Source organism: Novosphingobium subterraneum (assembly GCF_000807925.1).
GTDB classification, from domain to species: domain Bacteria; phylum Pseudomonadota; class Alphaproteobacteria; order Sphingomonadales; family Sphingomonadaceae; genus Novosphingobium; species Novosphingobium subterraneum.
This window is the reverse complement of the sequence record NZ_JRVC01000024.1, coordinates 14,152-34,026: the sequence shown is the minus strand read 5'-3', so window position 1 is coordinate 34,026 and position 19,875 is coordinate 14,152. Positions and strand designations below refer to the sequence as shown.

At 61.5% G+C, this 19,875-nt stretch carries 18 protein-coding genes; 15 read left to right on the top strand and 3 right to left on the bottom strand.

What is annotated here, in order from left to right; translation table 11 throughout:
- Positions 1-7: 7 nt before the first annotated feature.
- From NJ75_RS19545 to NJ75_RS19500, 10 genes are read left to right on the top strand one after another with little or no spacing between them, the layout of a single operon-like run.
- Positions 8-400: a hypothetical protein gene (locus tag NJ75_RS19545; protein WP_039337565.1), complete on the top strand. Its 393-nt coding sequence runs from the start codon at positions 8-10 to the stop codon at positions 398-400.
- Positions 397-804 carry a type-F conjugative transfer system protein TrbI gene (locus NJ75_RS19540; RefSeq protein WP_039337564.1) on the top strand — a complete coding sequence of 136 codons (408 nt, stop codon included), beginning with the start codon at positions 397-399 and terminating at the stop codon, positions 802-804. The genes NJ75_RS19545 and NJ75_RS19540 overlap by 4 nt, the downstream gene beginning before the upstream one ends.
- Entirely contained in the window at positions 791-1,327 is a 537-nt protein-coding gene (locus NJ75_RS19535; protein WP_039337562.1) for a S26 family signal peptidase, read from the top strand. The genes NJ75_RS19540 and NJ75_RS19535 overlap by 14 nt, the downstream gene beginning before the upstream one ends.
- Positions 1,324-1,971: a type-F conjugative transfer system protein TraW gene (gene traW / locus NJ75_RS19530; RefSeq protein ID WP_082013482.1), complete on the top strand. Its 648-nt coding sequence runs from the start codon at positions 1,324-1,326 to the stop codon at positions 1,969-1,971. Before NJ75_RS19535 ends, traW begins: the two co-directional genes overlap by 4 nt.
- Entirely contained in the window at positions 1,968-2,996 is a 1,029-nt protein-coding gene (gene traU, locus NJ75_RS19525) for a conjugal transfer pilus assembly protein TraU (RefSeq protein WP_052242666.1), read from the top strand. The genes traW and traU overlap by 4 nt, the downstream gene beginning before the upstream one ends.
- Complete coding sequence (gene trbC, locus NJ75_RS19520; protein ID WP_039337561.1) at positions 2,993-3,757, top strand: type-F conjugative transfer system pilin assembly protein TrbC; 765 nt, start codon at positions 2,993-2,995, stop codon at positions 3,755-3,757. The genes traU and trbC overlap by 4 nt, the downstream gene beginning before the upstream one ends.
- The gene (locus tag NJ75_RS19515) at positions 3,754-5,481 is read left to right on the top strand and encodes a conjugal transfer protein TraN (RefSeq protein WP_039337560.1); all 1,728 of its coding nucleotides are present in this window, start codon (positions 3,754-3,756) and stop codon (positions 5,479-5,481) included. Before trbC ends, NJ75_RS19515 begins: the two co-directional genes overlap by 4 nt.
- On the top strand, positions 5,462-6,313 hold the full coding sequence (locus NJ75_RS19510) for a conjugal transfer protein TraF (protein WP_039337559.1): 852 nt from the start codon (positions 5,462-5,464) through the stop codon (positions 6,311-6,313). Before NJ75_RS19515 ends, NJ75_RS19510 begins: the two co-directional genes overlap by 20 nt.
- A 1-nt stretch (position 6,314) precedes the next feature.
- The gene (locus NJ75_RS19505) at positions 6,315-7,751 is read left to right on the top strand and encodes a conjugal transfer protein TraH (protein WP_039337558.1); all 1,437 of its coding nucleotides are present in this window, start codon (positions 6,315-6,317) and stop codon (positions 7,749-7,751) included.
- A 33-nt stretch (positions 7,752-7,784) separates the two neighbouring features.
- Positions 7,785-10,487, top strand: a complete 2,703-nt coding sequence (locus NJ75_RS19500; protein ID WP_039337556.1) for a conjugal transfer protein TraG N-terminal domain-containing protein — start codon at positions 7,785-7,787, stop codon at positions 10,485-10,487.
- A 9-nt stretch (positions 10,488-10,496) separates the two neighbouring features.
- Here the strand turns inward: NJ75_RS19500 and NJ75_RS19495 are convergent, their stop codons facing one another.
- Positions 10,497-10,715, bottom strand: a complete 219-nt coding sequence (locus tag NJ75_RS19495; RefSeq protein WP_039337553.1) for a hypothetical protein — start codon at positions 10,713-10,715, stop codon at positions 10,497-10,499.
- Between the two features lie 336 nt (positions 10,716-11,051).
- On the opposite strand from NJ75_RS19495, the gene NJ75_RS19490 reads away from it, so the two are divergent.
- From NJ75_RS19490 to NJ75_RS19480, 3 genes are all read left to right on the top strand, one after another.
- On the top strand, positions 11,052-11,999 hold the full coding sequence (locus tag NJ75_RS19490; protein WP_039337552.1) for a nucleotidyltransferase and HEPN domain-containing protein: 948 nt from the start codon (positions 11,052-11,054) through the stop codon (positions 11,997-11,999).
- A 503-nt stretch (positions 12,000-12,502) separates the two neighbouring features.
- Entirely contained in the window at positions 12,503-15,163 is a 2,661-nt protein-coding gene (locus NJ75_RS19485) for a TonB-dependent receptor (RefSeq protein ID WP_052242665.1), read from the top strand.
- 23 nt (positions 15,164-15,186) lie between these two features.
- Positions 15,187-16,260, top strand: a complete 1,074-nt coding sequence (locus tag NJ75_RS19480; protein ID WP_156135874.1) for a tyrosine-protein phosphatase — start codon at positions 15,187-15,189, stop codon at positions 16,258-16,260.
- Positions 16,261-16,725: 465 nt separating this feature from the next.
- Here the strand turns inward: NJ75_RS19480 and NJ75_RS19475 are convergent, their stop codons facing one another.
- Together NJ75_RS19475 and NJ75_RS19470 are read right to left on the bottom strand one after the other, a co-directional pair.
- Entirely contained in the window at positions 16,726-17,418 is a 693-nt protein-coding gene (locus NJ75_RS19475; RefSeq protein WP_039337550.1) for a response regulator transcription factor, read from the bottom strand.
- Complete coding sequence (locus NJ75_RS19470; protein WP_039337548.1) at positions 17,415-18,923, bottom strand: sensor histidine kinase; 1,509 nt, start codon at positions 18,921-18,923, stop codon at positions 17,415-17,417. Before NJ75_RS19470 ends, NJ75_RS19475 begins: the two co-directional genes overlap by 4 nt.
- A 116-nt stretch (positions 18,924-19,039) precedes the next feature.
- Here NJ75_RS19470 and pal point away from each other — a divergent pair, with 116 nt between their 5' ends.
- Together pal and NJ75_RS19460 are read left to right on the top strand one after the other, a co-directional pair.
- Positions 19,040-19,564, top strand: a complete 525-nt coding sequence (pal, locus tag NJ75_RS19465) for a peptidoglycan-associated lipoprotein Pal (protein ID WP_039337546.1) — start codon at positions 19,040-19,042, stop codon at positions 19,562-19,564.
- Positions 19,565-19,580: 16 nt separating this feature from the next.
- Positions 19,581-19,868, top strand: a complete 288-nt coding sequence (locus NJ75_RS19460) for a hypothetical protein (RefSeq protein WP_039337545.1) — start codon at positions 19,581-19,583, stop codon at positions 19,866-19,868.
- Positions 19,869-19,875: the final 7 nt, after the last annotated feature.

The window sequence follows — 19,875 nt, the reverse complement described above, 5'->3', positions numbered from 1 at the left end:
TATCTCCATGCCTCTCCACCTCGTCACCCCGTTCGACCGGACCGACCCGTCCGAAGACGAACAGCCCGTCAGCCCGCAGGTGCAGACCTTGCGCTCGCGCATGGCCGATGGCTGCTACATCCTGCTTCGCGGCTGCCTGTTTCTCGGCTCATCCTACCTGATGGCGCTGGGCCTGCCGCTGCTGTTCTTCCTGCTGTTGTCAGGCGGCAGTCCCGATGCCTTCTTCGCCCATGTCGCCAATCTCGGTGACCGCTTCCTGGCGGCCGACCTCGCACGGCGCGTGACATTCCTCGGCCAGTGCAAGTTCGTTTTGATCGGTCTCGCGACGCTCGTCGTCGTGTGGCGCATGCCGCGCTTCATCCGCGATCTCGACCGCGAACTTTCGGGAGAAAAGCGGTGAAGAACATTCTGGCAACATCGAGCCTGCGGGGGCGGCTTTCAGCGATCAATCTCACCGCTGTCGTGGTCGGCGCTGGCATGGTCGGTCAGGTGCTGTGGGGTGTCTGGGCGACGGACAAGCTGCTCACCCTGGAAAAACGCGAGGTCGTCACGGTCCAGCTGAGCCGGATCATGGGCGACTTCATCGAAGCCGAAGCACGTGCCGGTCGGCCGCCTGAAGAAACCAGACTGCGCGTCCAGGCCTACCTCAAGGCCGTGGAAGCCTCGGTACAGAAGCTCGGACGCGAAGGCCGGACAGTTCTGGTTGCCGAAGCAGTGGTCGCCGGGAGCACGCCGGACCTGACGCAATCTGTGCGCGCCGATGTTGTGCGCCGGATGGGAGCCCTTCCCGATGCAGCCCGCTGATCTCTTAATCCGCTCAGCGTCGGCGCCCAATTTCGTACAACGCCTCGTGCTTTGGGGCGGGCTCGGCGCCGGGGCACTGGCGCTCTCCTCGCTTGCCGCATTCGCGCAGGGCCATGCGCTTATGATCAATGTGAGCCCCAGCCTGCCCTACTGGGCCATCTGGGTCACGCGGGGGGCACCCGTGCATCGCGGGGACATCATCCTGTTCGACCCACCCACCTCGCCTTTGTTGGTCAAGCATTTCGGGGCGAAGCCCAAGCCGTTCGGCAAGTGGGTGAGCGGTGTTCCGGGCGACATCATCACCGAGCAAAACCGCATCTACTTCGTCAACGGTGACGCCGTGGCCAAGGCCAAGCTTGAGAGCCGCCTCGGCGAACCGCTGGCGCTTGGACCTACGGGGCGCGTGCCGAAAGGCTGCTACTTCGTCACCAGCGAACACAAGGATGGCTTCGACAGTCGCTATGCCGCGATCGGTTGGATCTGTGGACCGCGCATACTCGGGGTCGGGAGGCCAATCCTGTGAGGCTCCTCACTCTGCGGGTTTGCACCACTGCGCTGGCGCTGGCCATCGCACCACAGGCAATGGCTCGCGATTACGGCCAGCACGGCGCGGTATGGCCGGTCATCGAACCGGACCTGCTTCAGCAGATCCATGCCAGGCTCACCCAGCTTGAGAAGACCGGCGAAACGGCCCGTCTCAACGAAGAGCTGAAGCGGCGGACAATCGCCCGGGTCAACCGGCCAGAGCCTGTCGCTGGCGTCACCCTCGCCTCTGCGCTGCGCAGCTGGCGCTTCGATCCGACGATCACCGTCCCGCGCGATGTTGCCGACGACAAGGGCCGGCTCATCATTGCCGCAGGCACGCGGGTCAATCCTCTGGATACCGTGCCGCTGCGCGCACCCCTCGTCTTTCTCGACGGGGACGACCCGGCGCAGCTCGCCTGGGCCACCCGCCGCTTTGCCAGCACCAAGGCGAAGCTCATCCTCGTGAGGGGTGCGCCGCTCGAACTCATGAAAGCCCGTCAGCGGCGCTTCTACTTCGATCAGGGCGGCACGCTGGTGAAACACTTCGGCATTCGCGCGGTGCCCGCAACCGTCGAGCAGCAGGGCCGCGCGCTCATCATCACCGAACAGCCCGTGCCTCTCAAGGAGCGTGCGCCGTCATGAGCAAGAAAAAACGCCTTCTGTCATGGCTTTGCGGGGCACTTCTGCTCACGAGCCTGAGCGTCGTGTCCAGTGCTCCTGCCGAGGCTGCGGCCGGCCCCGGGCGCTGCACTGGCAAGTTCGTCAATCCGATCACGGACATCTGCTGGTCGTGCCTGTTTCCGATCTCGATCGGTGGCCTGAAGATCTGGCCGTCGAGCCGTCCCGATACGAGCAACCCGGCTCTCCCCGTTTGCCTCTGCGGTTTGCGGCCCGGCATCGCCATGGGGTTCTGGGAGCCGGTCCGGCTTGCCGACGTCAGCATGAAGCCATGGTGCTTCGTCAATCTCGGCGGGATGAAGCTCGATCCTGGGTTCGACATCGGCTTCAAGTCGATGGCGGGGCCATCGGCGATCGGCGGCGCCACGCAGTACAACTCGCAGTGGCATGTCCACTGGTATGCCTATCCGCTGATCTACTGGATGGAGATCGTCGCCGATTTCCTGTGCCTCGAGTCCGGCTCGATCGACATCCTCTACATCACCGAGATCGATCCGCTCTGGCAGGACAGCGAGCTCACCGCGATCATCAATCCCGAGGCTGTCCTCTTCGCCAATCCTTTGGCGCTTGCCGCCTGTGCAGCGGACTGCGTGGCGGCAACGGCCAAGCTGCCGACCGATGAGCTGTTCTGGTGCGCGGGCTGCCAGGGCACGATGTATCCGCTCAACGGCAATGTCTCGGCAACGATCGGCCATGTGCAGGCATCGCGGCTCGCGCTCGCCCGCTTCTCCTACAAGCTCCACCGCGAGCTCGTCGCCTGGGGGACGATGGGCAGCAAAGGGCTTTGCGGCAAGTACCTGATGCCGGTGATGCGCAAGCAGCAATACCGCTTCCAGGCCACCAATCCCAATCCGCAGACCAAGGGCCGCTACGCCTGCGCGCCCATTGGCGCCTCTACCACCTTCATGTCGGGGACCCAAGTCTATCCCGCCATAGGCGAGGACATGGGCTACCTGGTCTGGCGCAAGCGGAATTGCTGTGCTCTATGAACAAACTTCCTCATCTTCTTGTCGTCGCATCGCTTTCCAGCCTTGCTGCTTTGGCTGGCGCCTCGGCGCAGACGGCCGAACCGGACCTCGATCTGGCCGCTATCCGGGCGCGGGCCAGTGCTGGTGCCCCCGATGCCGACGCGCTGTCTGCCAATGCCCGCGCCAGAGCCGAAGCCCTGGCGCGGGAGGCGAGGACCAGCTCCGACGAGGCCGATGCGCACGCTCGCCGCTACACGCGTGAGGCCGCCGCAAACACGAAGCCTGGTGAGGCCAGCACATTCGATTTTGACCGAATGGTGGCCGACGCCGGCGCCATGACCAGCGAAGGCATGGGCGAGGCGCCGAAGTTCATCGCCTTTGCTTCGCTTTCGATGCCGCCGGCAGCGCTGCGGGTGATGATCGATGACGTGACCAAAGCTGGCGGTATCGTCGCCTTGCGCGGTCTGCCTGGCAACAGCGCCAAGGCTCTCACGGCGGCATTGGCCAAAGTTGCCAAGCCCGGCGAGCAGCTGGACGGCGTCGGCATCGACCCGCGGCTGTTCCGGGCCTTCGGGGTCGAGGCGGTGCCCACATACGTCGTTTCCAGCAGCGACTTCGATCTGTGCGACGGGTTCGACTGCCGGACGCAAGTTCCGCCGCACGACCGGATGAGCGGCAATGTCAGCGCAGCTTACGCGCTCGAGACTTTCGCGCGCGGCGGCGGCCCCGGCGCTTTGCTCGCCGCCCAGCACCTCGCCCGTCTTGAAAGGCAGGTTCCATGAAACGACCAGTCCTCTCTCTCGCTGGCGTGGGCGCGCTTCTTCTCGCCCTCGTCGGCCCGCTCAACGCCCAGACCACAACCGATGCTGCCAAGGCCGACGGCAAGGCTTTCGGGCGGGACAAGGCAGCCTCGGCGCAAAGCGCGGCAACGACGAACCCGGATGCAAGCCGCATTCCCAATTTCGGCGGCACGCCGAGCCAGTCGGGTTACTTCGACGATCCTGACCGGATGAGCCGCGAAGCGGCGAGCCAGGCGACGACCAACACAGGCTACAAGGCCATGCGGGATTCGATGGACCGGCGCGCCCGGTTTGCGCCACAGGATCTCGACGCAACGATCGCGCGCAGCAATGTGATCAGCGGCGACCCGCTCGCCTATACGAGCGGAATGGCCATTGGCGGCTCACAGGGGCGCTGCGTGCCCTTGCCGCCGGCCAGCGGAACCGCGGCGCGCTACATGGCGACCTGCAACGTCGGTTATACGGCGACACAGGAAACGCGGACCTGCCCCGTGACATTAACCGCGCGTGTCGAGCAGCGGCAGGTCTACGGCTACTATTGCGTAGGCGGCAGCGGGGTCGATCCGGCTTCGGCCTACAATTGCAACCACTACCCCGCTCCGCAATGCACGGTCACGCAGTCCTATCCGATCAACCTGTGCGATCCCTATTTCGGGATCTACTGGAGCTGTAACTCGGGCGATCTGAGGGTCGATCTCGTCAGTTGCACGGCGCCGGTCGATGGCGCCACGCCCTACACGGTGACAGGCGAGAACGTCGTCACAACGGCGCGCGATGAAAGCCAGTGTGCTCGTCTTGCGGCTGATACCTCGTGCCAGCAGGACACCGAGACGTGCACGGACAGCGATCCGGTGACCCGCATCGTCGATGGCATCGCCGTGACGCAGCCGTGCTGGGCGTGGAGCCGCAGTTACAGCTGTGCGCAGTTCACAGAGGCACAGGACTGCCAGACACTTGAAGCCACTCCGGGCTGCAAGCTGGTGCGCGAAGACTGCCTCGCGGGGGAGCCCTGCCGCACCTGGGAGCGGGTCTATGATTGCCCGGTTCCAGACCAGCCTGCGAACACCGGCCAGTTCATCTGCGACGGCGATGTCTACTGCATCGATGGCTCATGCGAGACCATCCAGCGCGAGGCCAACGACGAGTTCAAGGACGCGGCCGTCGCCTTGAATGCGATGAACCAGGCGCGCCGCGAATTCGATCCGGACAATCTCACCCTGTTCAAGGGGACCCGAGAAAGCTGCTCGTCCAAGGTCTTCGGCGTACTCAACTGCTGCAAGGGCAAGGGCTTCCCGCTTATCCCGGGCATCCAGCTACTCGTGGCGTTGGGCTGCAGCCGCGAGGAGATGCTGCTGCATCAGAAGGATGCGCAGGGTCTGTGCGCCTACGTCGGCACCTATTGCTCGTCCTCGTTCCTTGGCGTGTGCCTGACCAAGCGCAAGGTCTACTGCTGCTTTGAATCCAAGCTTTCGCGGATCCTTCAGGAGCAGGGCCGCCAGCAGCTGAACAAGCCCTGGGGCAAGCCGAAGACCGAGCAATGCCAGGGCTTCACCATCGACGAGTTTGCCCGGCTCGACCTCTCGAAAATGGACTTCAGCGAGGTCTACGCCGAGTTCACCGACGCTGCTCGCCTGCCTGACGAGCTGCATGCCACCCAGGACATCCAACAGAAGATCGAGGACTACTATGCCCGCGCCCGCCAGTAAGGCCGCGTGGTGGCTGCTTGCCGCCTGCGCGATTGCCAATTCCGTTTGCCAGTTGTCTCCGGCGACCGCCCAGTCCGCCGCAACCCGGACCGATGCGCCGCCCCACGCGCAGTCGGCCGGGCGCCAGGACAGCTTCTATTGCGAGGAACGGCGGCTCGGATACTGGTTTTACTGCGAGCGGCCCAAGACGCCGGACCAGAATTCGCCCTCGCCAGCACCTACGTCCAGCGCGACCAGCCAACTTGACGCGATCACGGCGACGTTGCGCGAACTGAAGGCCAAGGCGATCCTCGAGCCGACGCCAGCAAATGTGACGGCCTATATTCGGTTCCAGCGCGCCCAGCTCGACCGGGCATCGCTCTTCAGCGACGTCTGGCAGCGGGCGATCTGGCAGGATCCCGAGCTCGACTACACGCTGCAGCGCCCGGTCTCGACGCTTGGAAAACGCCAGTGGCAGGATTCGCGAAGCGCGGAACGGAACGCTGCGATGGCCCAGCTTTCCGAGCGCTATGGGCTGTTCTACTTCTTCGCCCAGAGCTGCGGCGCCTGCGAAGTCATGTCGCCGATCGTGCAGAGCGTTGCCTCGACCTGGCATATCGCTGTGCGCGCGATTTCGACCGACGGCGGCCCGTCGCGGCATTTCCCGAACTACACGGTCGAGACCAACCAGCGCAGCCGCATGGGGCTCGAGCCCAAGATCACGCCAGCGGTCGTGCTCTGGGACGCGCAGACCGGCCGCCCCATCCCGATCGGCTACGGCGTCATGAGCGCCGACGAGCTTCAGGACCGGATTTACCTCCTAACATCGAAGGAAGCTGGACGTGACTACTAGGATGAAAAGAGCCGTCGCTGCGCTCCTTGCAGCCGCCCTCCCCCTCACCCTCCCGCTGTCGGGCGCATCGGCTGATGTTGGCAGTTCGATGGACTCGTTCCTGAACGACGTCGGCGGCGCTGCCAACGTCAACGGACCAACCGCGTTCCAGGGGCAGTCTGCCGGCTATTACAGCCTCGGCAATGTCTGGACGCGGTTCCCGCAGAAGACGACCAACATCGCCAATCTGCAGTTGCCGCGCGCGCGCGCCGGTTGCGGCGGCATCGACATCTTTGCGGGGTCGTTCAGCTTCATCAACGCGAGCGAGATCGTTGCGATGCTGAAGGCAGTCGCGAACAATGCAGTCGGCTTCGCCTTCAGCCTGGCGATCGACACGGTCTGCCCGGAATGCTCGAAGATCATGCAGGAGTTCAGCCAGAAGGCTCAACTCATGAACAACCTCAACATCAACTCCTGCGAGATGGCGCAGGGTCTGGTGGGCGGGATCTGGCCGAAGGGCGACCTTGCCGACAAGGCGATCTGCGAAGCGATCGGCAACTCCGAAGGGATCTTCACCGACTATGCCGCGGCCAAGCATGGGTGCGGCACCAGGGGGCAGCGCTCGAGCACGACCGCGCAAGGCTCGGGCAAGTATGACGACGTCAATCCCGGTGTGCCGCGAAACTACACCTGGACGATCCTCAAGAAGTCGGCGTTCTTCTCGCCTGGCGGCCGCTTCGACGAGGAGCTCGCCGAATATGCGATGACGCTGCTGGGCACGATCATCTACGTGCCCCCCAAAGACGACGAGCCGGGCAAGTTCGTGCCGATCGTCGGTGAGGCATCGTCCACCCTCGTGACTTCGCTGCTGGATGGCACGACGAATGGCAACGTCCTCATCTTTGACTGCGACGAGCCGGAGAAGTGCCTCAACCCGGGCTTCAAGTCGCTGAGCCTGCCGACATCGAAAGCGCTGCGGCCGCGGGTGGCTGCGCTCATCGGCGGCATGGTTCAGGCCATCCGCGACGACACCGCGATCAGCGAAGAGCAGAAGGAACTGCTGCAAGTCGCGTCCATCCCGCTCTACAAGATCCTGACTGTCCAGGCGGCCTACGGCCGCGGCATGCCGACCGACGACCGGGAGACCCTGGCCGAGATCGCCAGTGTCGACCTGCTGTTTGCTGTGCTCGACCGGATCGTGAGCGAGGCGGGCCGCTCGATGTCGAGCTTCATCGGGGCCGACGAAGCCAAGATCGCGATGTGGCAGAATCAGGTCAATGTCGTGCGTCAGGCACTCGCTGACCGGCAGGCCAACACGCATCTCAAGGTCAATGCGGTGCTGCAGATCATCGAGAAGACGGCGTTCATCGAGAACGTGCTGGCCGCCTCGATGTCGCCCGGAATGGCCGCATCGCTGGACTGGTCACGCGGCGTCCAGAGCCGCGCCCTTACCCACTGACCGGGCCAACCACATCAAGGCGGGACAACAGACATGGTCGAGATTTTCACGGTCGGCGGCGGGGACTATCTGGTCAACGTCTTCCAGGCGGTCGCCGCCTGGACCGGCAACGGCGGTTACAAGAGCCTGCTCCAGGTGGTGATGGTAATGGGGCTGGGCTTGTCTGCCCTCACCCTTGCGTTCAATCAGGACTGGCGCGCCTGGATCAACTGGTTCCTCGGCGCAACGCTCATCTACTCCTGCCTCATGGTGCCGCGGCTCGATGTCCATGTGACCGACCGGCTCAATCCGAGCCTTGCCCCGGCCAATGTCAGCAACTTGCCGCTGGGCCTGGCCTTGATGGCGAGCTTTACAAGCCAGGTCGGCGACTATCTGACGGGCTCGGCTGAAGTGGTGTTTGGCCTGCCCGGTGATCTCAACTATTCGAAAAACGGGATGATCTACGGCGCGCGGCTCTACGATGCGACCCGGTCCTTGCGGATTTCCGATCCGGAGTTTGCTGCCAATCTCGACGAGCATTTCCGGCAATGCGTGTTCTACGACGTCCTGCTCGGCCGCTACTCGATGAAGGAGCTGGCGGAAACCGGCGACATCTGGGCGACGATCGCGCCGGGCAGTCAGGCGCGCGCGCAGCGGTTCCTGTCCCGGGACGCCACTTCAGGCCAGGTGAGCTCGGCCATCGTGACCTGCCGCGAGGCCTACGACACGCTCAATGCGCAGTGGGCAGGCCTCGTCGATGCGATGGGATCGGTGTTTGGCCGTCAACTTTACCCCAACCAGACGGCCGCGCTCGCCAAGGCAAAGCTCTTTGCCGACCTGCCGGTGGCCTATCAGTACCTGACTGGCGTCTCGGCCAGCGCGACCGAGATCTTCAAGCAAACGCTGACCATCAACGCGATGAGCCAGGCCATGCATTCGATGTCCGGCACCAGCGGCGCCGGCAATGTCGACGTCTACGCCCAGACCCGCGCCGACATTCAGACAGAACGGACCTATGGCTCGATTGCGAGCAACGCGATGAAGTGGGTCCCACTCCTGAACGTCGTGCTGACCGTGCTGTTCTACGCCCTCTTCCCGGTCCTATTTCCCCTGTTCCTGCTTCCCAAGACCGGGCCTGTCGCACTTAAGGGCTACGTGACGGGCTTCTTCTATCTCGCGGCCTGGGGGCCGCTGTTCGTGATCCTCCACATGATGCTGATGTACAAGGGCGCGGCCGACATAAGCGCAGTCACGGGCAGCAACGGCCTCAGCCTGGCGAGCTTTACCGGAATGGCCGACGTCAACAGCGATATCGGTCTGCTGGCAGGCTATCTCATCGCATCGGTGCCGTTCTTGGCAGGGGGTGTGGCCAAGGGCGCGATGGCGATCTCGCACCACGCGACGAGCTACCTCAACCCGAGCCAGAACGCGGCCGAGGAAGCGGCTCGGGAGGCGAGTACCGGCAATGTATCGCTTGGCAACACGAGCTTCGAAAACTCGAGCGTTCTCACTCGTCAGTTTGCGCAAGGAACGATTGCGCCGAGCTTTACCTATGGCGCTCCGCAGACGCGGACATTCAGCGACACCGGGGCAATGACCACGAGCTTCCCGGACGGCAGCTATGATCAGATCCCGACATCCAGCTATCCTTTCACGCCGACGCTGGGCCAGGAGTTCACGGCGCGCCTTTCGACGATGGCATCGCAGGCCCGCGCCAACAGCGAGACCTATGCCAATGTCGCCACGGAATCGACGACTAGCGCGGTCACGAAGTTCCGCGAGCTCAGGGACCAGTTCAGCCGCGGCGCATCCTTCGAGAGCGCGACCGGCACCTCGAATTCCGACAGCATCCAGACCGCGTTCAGCGAGGTCGATCAGGCATCGACGAGCCTGCAGCGACAATTCGGGCTGTCGCGCAGAGCGGCCGACGACATATCTACGGCGTGGTTCCTCGGTGGCGAGGCCGGGGCAAAAGCGGGGATTTCTAATGGCGTGCTCTCGGGAAACGTAGGAGCGAAGGGCGGTGGGACACGCACATGGACCGACAGTGACATCGGCATCGCGTCCGAAGACCGTTCTCGGATCTTTGGGAGCCTGTCCCAGATGTCTGACAGCCGCAATTGGTCGAGCACCCGAGATGGGTTCGTCCGCTCGGTCAGCACCTCATCGCGCTCGTCGATTTCGAGCACGGCGAGCGGCATGAACGCATCTCTGACGGAAGCCCAGAGCTTCACAATCGAGGCTCGTCGGGCCGAGGAGCTTGCCAATCGTCTCGAGAGCCAGGCGTCCTTCTTCGAAGGAAACAGCGCTGCAGGCAGTCTGAATCTGTCCCAGGCCTACCGCGAATGGGGTCTAGCCGAGATCGAGAGAAACCGCGATTTCTATGGCACTGCGCGGTTCGACGACGTCACTTTCCAGCTCAGTCCGCAAGGCCAGGCATTGCAGACAAAGTTCATCGAAAGCTATGCCGAGCAGCTTCGCGACGGGATCGACGATCGCCTCGCACTCTTCCCCGGACAGCCCGTATCCCGACCAGCAGTCTCTGGCGCAGGATCAGTGCGCGGTCGAGTACAGACCGGCAGCGGGGATTCCGGTTCAGTACCACCGGTGGGGGGCGGCGATCTCCGTGAAGAGGTGCAAAGGGCTCACGCGGCCGGTCGCCAGAAGATTACCGGCTCTAGGGGGCGTCTGGACGCGATCACCAAGGGAGCTCAAGGTGCCAGTGCAGATGCAGCGGATGATGTGAAGGAGTGGTGACTGCAACGGTCACCACAGGCCGAAGGACGCTCCAGCCAGAAAAGCGAAAACTGTGCCAATGACGATAAGGCCGAGTATCGTCAGCTTGCGCCCCCAAGGGTCGGCCCACGACTTCTTGATCCGATACTGCATAAGGCGATTGTCGCGGATTGCCTTATCGATCTCAGACAGCCCTTCCCACTTGGGCGATACTGGCGTCGAAGGACTTTCAGGATCAAAATTCATCATGACGGAATTTACCTTGCTCAGAATGAGAACATACTGAAAACAGTATCGACGGTCTACGAGATTCGACCTGCCCTTCTGATCCCCCTCTAATCAGCAGGACCTCCACTCGTTGGCGCGCCTGCAAAAACACCACCCTAGATGGAAAATGCCAATCTTCATTTCAGTCGGCGCTGTCCGCCGCGTCGACAAGTGTCGGGACCGCCGCCAATAACAGTTCGGCCGGATGCAGAGATATAGATCTAACGATGTCATTCCATTCCGGGGCGTAAGGCTGTCCCTAATTGCGGCAACATGCAGACTTGCATTTCATCAGTCCGGCCGACAGGGTAGCCGTCCATGCGGAGCAACCTTGACCATCTCCCGGCCTCGAAGCAGCGCGAACTCGAGCGTGTCCGTCAGCTGATCTTCGAGGAATTTGAAGACGTTACTGCATTGGCAAGCGCGGGCAGGAAGAGAGCTGGTCGCATTCTCAAAGTCATTCTTTATGGCAGTTACGCACGTGGAGGATGGGTCGACGAACCCCACACCGCCAAAGGGTACAAGTCGGATTTTGACCTCCTGATCATCGTCAACCACAAGGACCTGACCGATCGAGTCAAGTACTGGTCCCGGCTCGATGAACGCTTGATGCGGGAGTACGGGATCACCGGGACGCTCAAGACCCCAGTGAACTTCATCGTTCATACGCTGGGCGAGGTGAACGATGGACTGGCGCATGGGCGCTACTTTTTCATGGACGTAGCGCGCGATGGCATCGCGATTTACGAAGCGGACGATAGCGAACTGCATACGCCAAAGCCTAAGACGCCGGAGCAGGCGCTGGCGATGGCAAAGGAGTATTTGGAGGAGTGGTATCCTGCAGCTCTTCGCGCGCACGTAAATTTCAGAGATGATCTGGGCCGTGGTTGGAATAACGATGCGGCCTTTATGCTCCATCAAGCGACGGAGAGGTTCTACCATTGCGCACTTCTCGTACTAACCTTCTATACTCCCCACGTACACAATCTCGCGTTTCTTCGGACCCAGGCTGAACGCATCGACCGCCGGCTCGCTTACATCTGGCCGTCTGAGAACCGCAAACAACGCGCGATGTTCGAAAAGCTCAAGGAAGCATACGTTAAAGCACGCTATTCGAAGCACTATCGCATTTCCGGCGAGGAATTGGCTTGGCTCGGTGAGCAAATCGAGGAGCTGGGCCGCGTGGTGCATATAATCTGCATTGAGCGCATTGCTGCACTGGAGGATCAGGCAGGAACCCGAGCCGCAACACGCGCCGGGCAATGACGGAGAGCGGGGACTGACCGGAACGGCGGCTTCAAAGCGGCGGTAACGGGATAGCTGTCATTGACTCTGCCAACCCCAACGGTCGCTGCCGCTCAGTTTTCGACATACGCGCTCTTTCCGCGAAAATATCACTATTTCCAATGGTGGTCATCGAGTGACCAGGCCGTCTGGCGCGATCTGACCGAGGAGCGCTTTTCCCTGCTTGGGATGAGAAGGCAAAGGTGACTCGCTTGAGTGGCGGTGCGTAAACTGGGTCGCACTGGTTGGCGGGTCCAAGCTGCGAAAAACTCGGTGTCTGCTTCTCTGAACGCCATAGTTTGTCGCCGGACCAGGATGGAGATGCTATGTCCATCACAGAGGTGCCAATGAAGGGCAGAGTTCATAATGCTGTCACCGTCCTGACGCACTTTTCACCAATCTGCCGCCAAAGTGACCCACCTTCGTAGCCTTGGCTCTCTAGCGCGCCCCCAACGACCAAATCAGTCGGTCATTTGGGGGCCATCATGTTCTATCGTCTTCTTTCCGGATGTGCGCGTGCAGCCATCGCGCTTGCAACAGTGACGACTTGCACTGCTGTCGCTCACGCACAGACCAATGTTGCGGCCGATTCTGAAGCTGCCATCGAAGCTGCGGGGGATGCCATCGTCGTGACAGGCGCCATCGCCCAGTCGCAGGCCGCTTCCATTCAGGAAAAGCGGATCGCGCTTAACCTCGTCGATGTAGCCGCCGCCGATGCCGTTGGCCGTTTCCCGGACCAGAACAGCGCCGCTGCGCTTTCGCGCCTGCCCGCTGTGGCGGTGCAGCGGGACCAAGGGCAAGAACGCTATATCCAGATCCGCGGCGCACCCAATCGCTGGACCTCGGTAATGATCGATGGCGTGCCGATGATCGGTGTCGACGAAGGCGGCGACACGCGGGCCTTCCGCTTCGACGCTGTACCTGCGGTGCTGCTGTCATCCATGGTCATAAACAAGTCGCTGACACCTGAATTTCCGGCTGATGCTATTGTTGCCAATGTCGATTTGCGCACGTGGTCGCCAATGGAGCGTCGCGGTCTGCATGTGACGGGCGATCTTGGCTATGGCTTCATGGATCTGGGCAAGGGCGAGCAGCGTCAGGCTTCACTGCGCGTCACCTGGTCCAACGACAGCTTTGGTGTCGTGGTGGGCGGATCGCATTACCGGCGCAAGCAGTTGACCGACAATCGTGAGGTAGGGGCCTACGACTCGCCGTCGAGCCCGACGGACACCACATTTGGGCCGACAGAAATCGACATCCGGCAATACGAGATCGAGCGCTGGAACAACGGCTTGTTCGGCGGGGTCGAATATGAGCCAGTGGCTGGCCAGAAAATCTGGGCCAAGGCGATCTTCACCGAATTCAATGATGACGAGCAGCGCAACCAGTATGAGCTGCGCCTCGACCGTGCGGCAAGCGGCACGCGCAATCTGGACAATGGCAATCTGGTGGGCGTGCCGATGCGCGGCACGTTCAACTACGGTGAATACCGCAATCGTAACTACATCGGCGCGATCGGCGGCGACTACGCCGGGGATGATGGATTTACCGCAAACGTCCGTCTGAACTATACCCGCACGGATAACACATCCTATCTACCGCTGGTTCAGGCGAGTACCTCGGGCATCAATTCCCCGTCACTGACTTATGACCGTTCGAACCCTCTGTTCCCGGTTGTCACGCTGTACAATACCGTCAGCAACGCAGGCGTACTGGCGCGCGGCACCAACGTCATGACAGCGTTCAACCAGACGTCGCTCAACAATGCCGGTGCAATCTATATTGCGGCTCGCCAGCGCACGGTTTCGGACAGCTATACGATCAAGGTCGACCTTGCGAAGAAGTTCGAAAACCTGACCCTTTCTGCAGGTGGTTTCTATGCCGACCGCACCATCGCCGGAAACAACTTCTCCACCGCGAATGTCGCGGCGATCGGTGCTCTTGGTGCAACGGTCGGCCAGCCCTTCGACGTCAACAATTTCGTGACTAACCGGCCGTGGGAAACCGGTTTTCCGCTGGGCTTCACACTGAATTACGTCGACAATCGCGCAATGCGGGCCGCAATCGACACGTTGCTGCCCAAGCTGGCTGCTGCCGGACGGTTCAATCCTGCCAACGATGTTCCGGTAACCGATCGCTACAACCAGAGCGAGAAGACGGCCGCTGCCTACGTCATGGCCACCGCGGACCTCGGCGATCTGACCCTGGCTGGTGGCGTGCGCCTGGAGCACTACACGCTGGCGAATGCAGGTACGGTGCTGGCCGCCGGTCAGCAAGTGCCGCTTACGGTAGAGGGCAGCGCCACCGATCTCTTCCCGAGCCTCAATGCGCGCTATTCGATTGGGGATACGTTCATCGTCCGCCTGGCGGGCCAGCGTGGCGTCTCTCGCCCGGCCTACGGCGCGATCCGCGTCGGTGCCTCGATCAATGACACCAATTCGCCCGGCACGATCACCGGCGGCAACCCGCAGCTCGAACCGGAATACACCTGGGGTGTCGACGCCAGCCTCGAATACTACCTGCCGGGCAACGGCTTGATATCGGTCGCTGGGTTCCACCGGTGGGTGGACAACGTCTTCTATGCCAATTCGCAGGTCGTCTCGGGTGGCATCTACAACTTTGGCGGCGTCAATCGAAATGGCTACCTGCTCACATCCACGTTCAACGGCAAGAACGGACGGCTTTACGGCTTGGAGTTGAGCTACCAGCAGCAGTTCGGCTTCCTGCCTTCGCCGCTTGACGGGTTGGGCTTCCAGGGCAACCTCACTCTGCTGGACGGAAAGTTCGACACGCAGGTGGTGAATGGCACACAGCAAAAGGGCATCGCGTTCCAAGGTCTGTCGGACACGATTTACAACGCCTCTCTGTATTACGAGAAGTATGGGCTTTCGGCGCGTGTCAGCTACCAGTGGCGTTCGGACTGGCTCGACAGTCTGGGCGGATTTGGCAGCGGGGAATCGCGCAAGTCCTATGGCAACCTCGACGTTTCGCTGAGGTATCAGATCAACGATACGTTGACGCTGTTCGCCGATGCGGCAAACCTCACCAACGAAAAGTATGTGGCCTATCAGGACACGTTGGAGCAGCCGACCGAAGTAGAACAGATCGGCGCGCGCTATCTTTTCGGCGTGCGCTTCAACTTCTGAAGGTAAGGTACAGGGAGAAAATCATGTCCGGAATTCGTTCGCAGCGCCTCTTGTCGGGCATGATTGTCGCCGCGGTGGCCGGGGCTGCATCACCGGCCCTTGCCATCGATGATGCGGTAGTGACCCGCATCGACAGCGGGCACGTGGCCGTGGAATGGAAGGATGCCGACCCGGTCAGTGTCTTTGTTTCCGCCGTTCCGCAGGCAGACCGGAAGGGCGCTCGCGCGGTAGCCAAGGCAGACCGTTCCGGTAGCGTGGTGGTGGCCTCGCAAGTGAACGAGCGCCGCTACTTCCTTTTGCGCGATCATGGCGACAGGTCTGTCCTGCGCGTGGCTGAGCGCGTGTTGCCGCTCGAACAGGGCTCCAATTTCCGGGACATCGGCGGCTACAAGGGCGCCGATGGCAAGCATGTGGCATGGGGCAAGGTCTTCCGTTCGGGCGCGATGCCGCTCCTGACGGAAGCCGACTACGGCATGCTCGAGCAACTCAAGATCTCGACCATTGTCGACCTGCGGTCGACCGACGAACGCATGATTGCGCCCAACATGCTCGACGACCGCACCGGCGCGATCTTCATCAGCAATGACTATTCCCTGAAGGGCCTCATGGCCAATTACGGCAAGGGTGACGGAGAATATGCCTATCGCGGCATGGACACCTTCCTCAAGCCGCAATTGAAGCAGGTATTCGCATCGCTGCTGCGCAATGAAGGTGCCGTGATGTATCACTGCTCGGCCGGGCAGGACCGCACAGGTATCACCACGGCTCTGATCTACAGCGCACTTGGCGTGGACCGAGCAACAATCCTCAAGGATTACCACCTGTCCACCGAGCTTCGCCGTCCGCAGTTCGAGATGCCGCCGCTTGATCCCGCGGATTGGCCCGGCAACCCGATCGTGCCGTACTATGTGGCATCCATGAAGAAGCCGGGCGGGCCAAAGGCGGAACCGCTGTTCACGTCAAAAGGCAATTCGCACCTCGCCCAGTTCCTGGAAATGGTCGAGAAGGACTACGGCAGTGTTACAGCGTATCTCGACAAGGAGCTTGGGGTGGATGCAGATGACATAAAGCGCTTGAAAGCGCTCTATCTGGAATGAGCAGGGCCCGGTTAGTTTGCGCGGCAGGCATTCGCCGGACAACTACTCACCTTACGCGTAGCGTAAGCATTGACCGTCCTGACGAGCGTACCGTGTAACGCCGAGTCCCCGCGCCCTTGGCGTCAGATGTATTGCCTTGTGGCAGGACGAAACGAAGGGCTCGCCCCTCGGACGTGGACAAGGGCGTGGATTTTTGGGCTCCAACTTCGTGCGGCAAGTATAGTCTTGGTGAAGAAAAATTCGATGGTCGGTCGGGGGGATTTTGAAGGGATCGTTCTTGCCGGGCCGACCATCGAATAAAGTCTCTGCCGCCCCGGCAGGGAAGCGGCAGGCTCCGTCATTTTTTGCAAGGAGCCACTTAGACTTAACCTGCAGCGTATGGTCCGGCACCTAAAAAGACCATAGTAACGCCAATGCGGCAGGCACGGGATATGCAAAGCGCAGCGGGTCTCGCGGCAGCACTGATTACCCTACGTCACTGACAATCAGTCTGTAGCCGACGCCCGGTTCGGTGATGATCAGCTCCGGCTCGGAGGGGTTCTCCTCCAGCTTCTGGCGCAGCAATCCCATGTAGACGCGGAGATACTGCAAGTCTGCGGTCGAGTTGTTCCACCCCGCGGCGAGCAAGCGCTTGTGTGTGACGACCTGGCCCGCATTTCGGGCAAGCGCATGAAGCAGCATGTACTCCTTGGGCGATAGCTTGACGGGTTCCCCCATCAGCTCGACCTCGCGCCTTGCAAAATCTATCTTGAGCGGCCCGCCTCGGAAAACGGCGGCGTTGGCAGGTTGCGCCGCGTATCGCCGGACCGCCACCCGCATTCGGGCCATAAGCTCGCCGATTTCGAAGGGCTTGTTCACATAGTCGTCCGCCCCTTCGTCGAGAGCGGCGATCTTCTCCGCCTCCTGATGCCGAGCCGACACCACGATGATGGGCACCTGGCTCGACTTGCGGATTACACGGATGACTTCCTTCCCGTCCATGTCTGGCAAGCCGAGATCGAGCAAGACCAGATCGGGGTCGTGCGCGATCACACCGCTAATCGCAGAATGACCGTCTCCGGCAATCTTCACGGTGTATCCCGCAGCCTTGAGCACGGGCTGAAGTACGCTTATCAGAGCCGGCTCATCATCAACCAGCAATACGTGCCCTTGCGTCATCCTTGCGCCTCGGCAAGAATCGGCAGGTCGATCGTCACAGTGGTACCTCTCCCGTTTTCAGACGGCGATGTCAGACGGATTTTTCCTGCGAAAGCTTCGACAAAACCTTTTGCGATCGCAAGCCCAAGCCCGCTGCCCTGAGGCGAACTTTCACCACGCTTGACCCGGTAGAAGCGCTCGAAGACGCGTTCCTTATCCGCTTGCGGAATGCCAAGCCCCTGATCGGTAACTGTCAGAATGCAGCGTCGGTCCTGCCTCGTGTTCCTTATTACCACGGCAGAGTCCGGAGGACTGTAGATCAACGCATTCTGCACCACGTTGGCCAGCGCCAGTTCGAACAACGCGCTATCTGCATGGACGAGGATCTCCGGGTCTCTTGAATCCACCATGATCTCGCGTCCCGGAAAGCGTGGCCGCAATCGCTGGATCGCCGAACGTATCACGTCGTTTACACAGAGAGCCTGACCTGTGATGGCGGGGCCGTCGGCTTGAAGTCGGCTGAGTTCGAGAAGGTTGGCCGTAAAGCGGTTGAGCCGATCGCATTCCTCGACAATGCCTTGCAACAAGGCTGTCGAGGTTTCGAAATCCAGTTGGGTGCCAAACTCGATCAAGCTCGATGCCGAAGCGCTTATTGCCGTGAGCGGTGTGCGCAAGTCGTGGCTCACCGACGAGAGCAGAGCAGATTTCAATTCTTCAGTGCGTTGATTGGCTTCTGCCTCGGCGACGATGGAGGCAAATCGGGCACGTTCCAGAGCAAGGCCGACCAAACTGGCCAACGCTTCAAGGAATGCCCGGTCCACTTGTGCGACGCCCGCATTCTCGATGACAAGGGCACCGACACATGATCGGCTGCCGTCCAGACGGAACGCCAGGTAATCACCCTGTTGAAGCATACCCTCGCTGTGGATGGCACGCTGCGCCATCTGCAATGTACTCTTGCTGCAATCCGATGCGGGAAGTGCCTGGATGACACCATCGAGCAAAACGTAGAGTGAAAGCCTGAACCCGAGGCGTCCCGGCACGGTTGCGACGAGCGCCGCCTCTATCGCCGGAACGTCTGCCGCGGCCTGAAGCATCCTGCTGGTTTCTAGCAGGCTTTCCAGTTGAAGATTGGTCTGGCCGAGTTGATGGGTCTTGTCCTTGAGACGTCCTGCAAGAAGTCCGGAGACGACGGCGCACGCGGTAAAAATGATCGGCGGGGCCAGGTCCTCGCCGTGCGACATCCGGAATGTCAGCACAGGGTCTGCGAGGAAGAAATTGAAGATGGCCGACGCGAGAATGGCAGAGGCCAGGGCAGGCATGAGGCCGGCCCGCGCGCCCACTAGCGTGATGCCCAGCATGAACAGCATGCCGGAAGACACCTCGCCGTCGAGAATCGGCTTCAGGACGACGACAAGCACAGCCGTGACGACAAAAATGACTGCTGTGGCGCGCCAGGGGCTTCCTTTTGCGATCAGTGATCGCCGAAATTCGTCTTGTAGAGTGGTTTCGGCAAAAAGCTCCATGGCTTCACCCTTTGTCTGCACTCGCCAAATGCGTCCATGCATAAAAAACCTATAATACCGGTGACGCCGCAACCTGGGCTAGGCCTTCCGAGAAGTAACGGACAGGAGAACTTGCCATGAATCGCACGCGTGCCATCGGTCTTTTGGTAGCCAGTGCATTAGCACTCTCGGCATGTGGCCAGAAGCGGAGCGCCGCCGTACTGCCACCGGCACCGGGCGAGGACGTACAGAGCGTTGCAAACAACGGCGACTATGACGCCAACGGCAACTACATCGGGCCCGGCAGCCAGGCCGATCTGCGCCGTTCTGCGGGCAGCGACCGCGTCTTTTTCGACCTCGATTCCTTCGGTCTCGACGACGCCGACCGCTCGACACTGCAGCGGCAGGCCTCTTGGCTGGCCCAGTATCCGAACATCAACGTGACAATCGAAGGCCACTGTGACGAGCGTGGCACCCGCGAATACAACCTCGCACTCGGCGAGCGTCGTGCGAATGCAGCAAAGAACTACCTCGTGTCCCTTGGTGTGTCGCCTGCACGGATCTCGGTGGTTTCCTACGGAAAGGAACGGCCCGAAGCGCTCGGATCGGACGAACAGTCATGGGCGCAGAACCGTCGCGCTGTCACGATGGTAATCCGGTGACATTCCCGGGCTGTGCATGGCTTTGGCGATGAACGGCACCGGTGAGCGCGCCTTTCTCGAAGCGCGGGATATCCTGCGCAAGGGAGGCGCGCTCACCCGAGAGGAATGCCAAAAGCTCGAACACCTGTTCGACGAGGTCAGCGGCACGCAGTTCATCGCCCTCACACAGGACCCGGCACATTACCGGGCCCTCAGGGACTTCGACCGTCATCTCAGGCGGCCGGCACTGCCAGTCATCGTCATCATGGCATTCCTGCTGGCGCTGAGTGTAGCTGTGGGCATCTTCATCCGCCTGCAGCATTGAGGAGCCT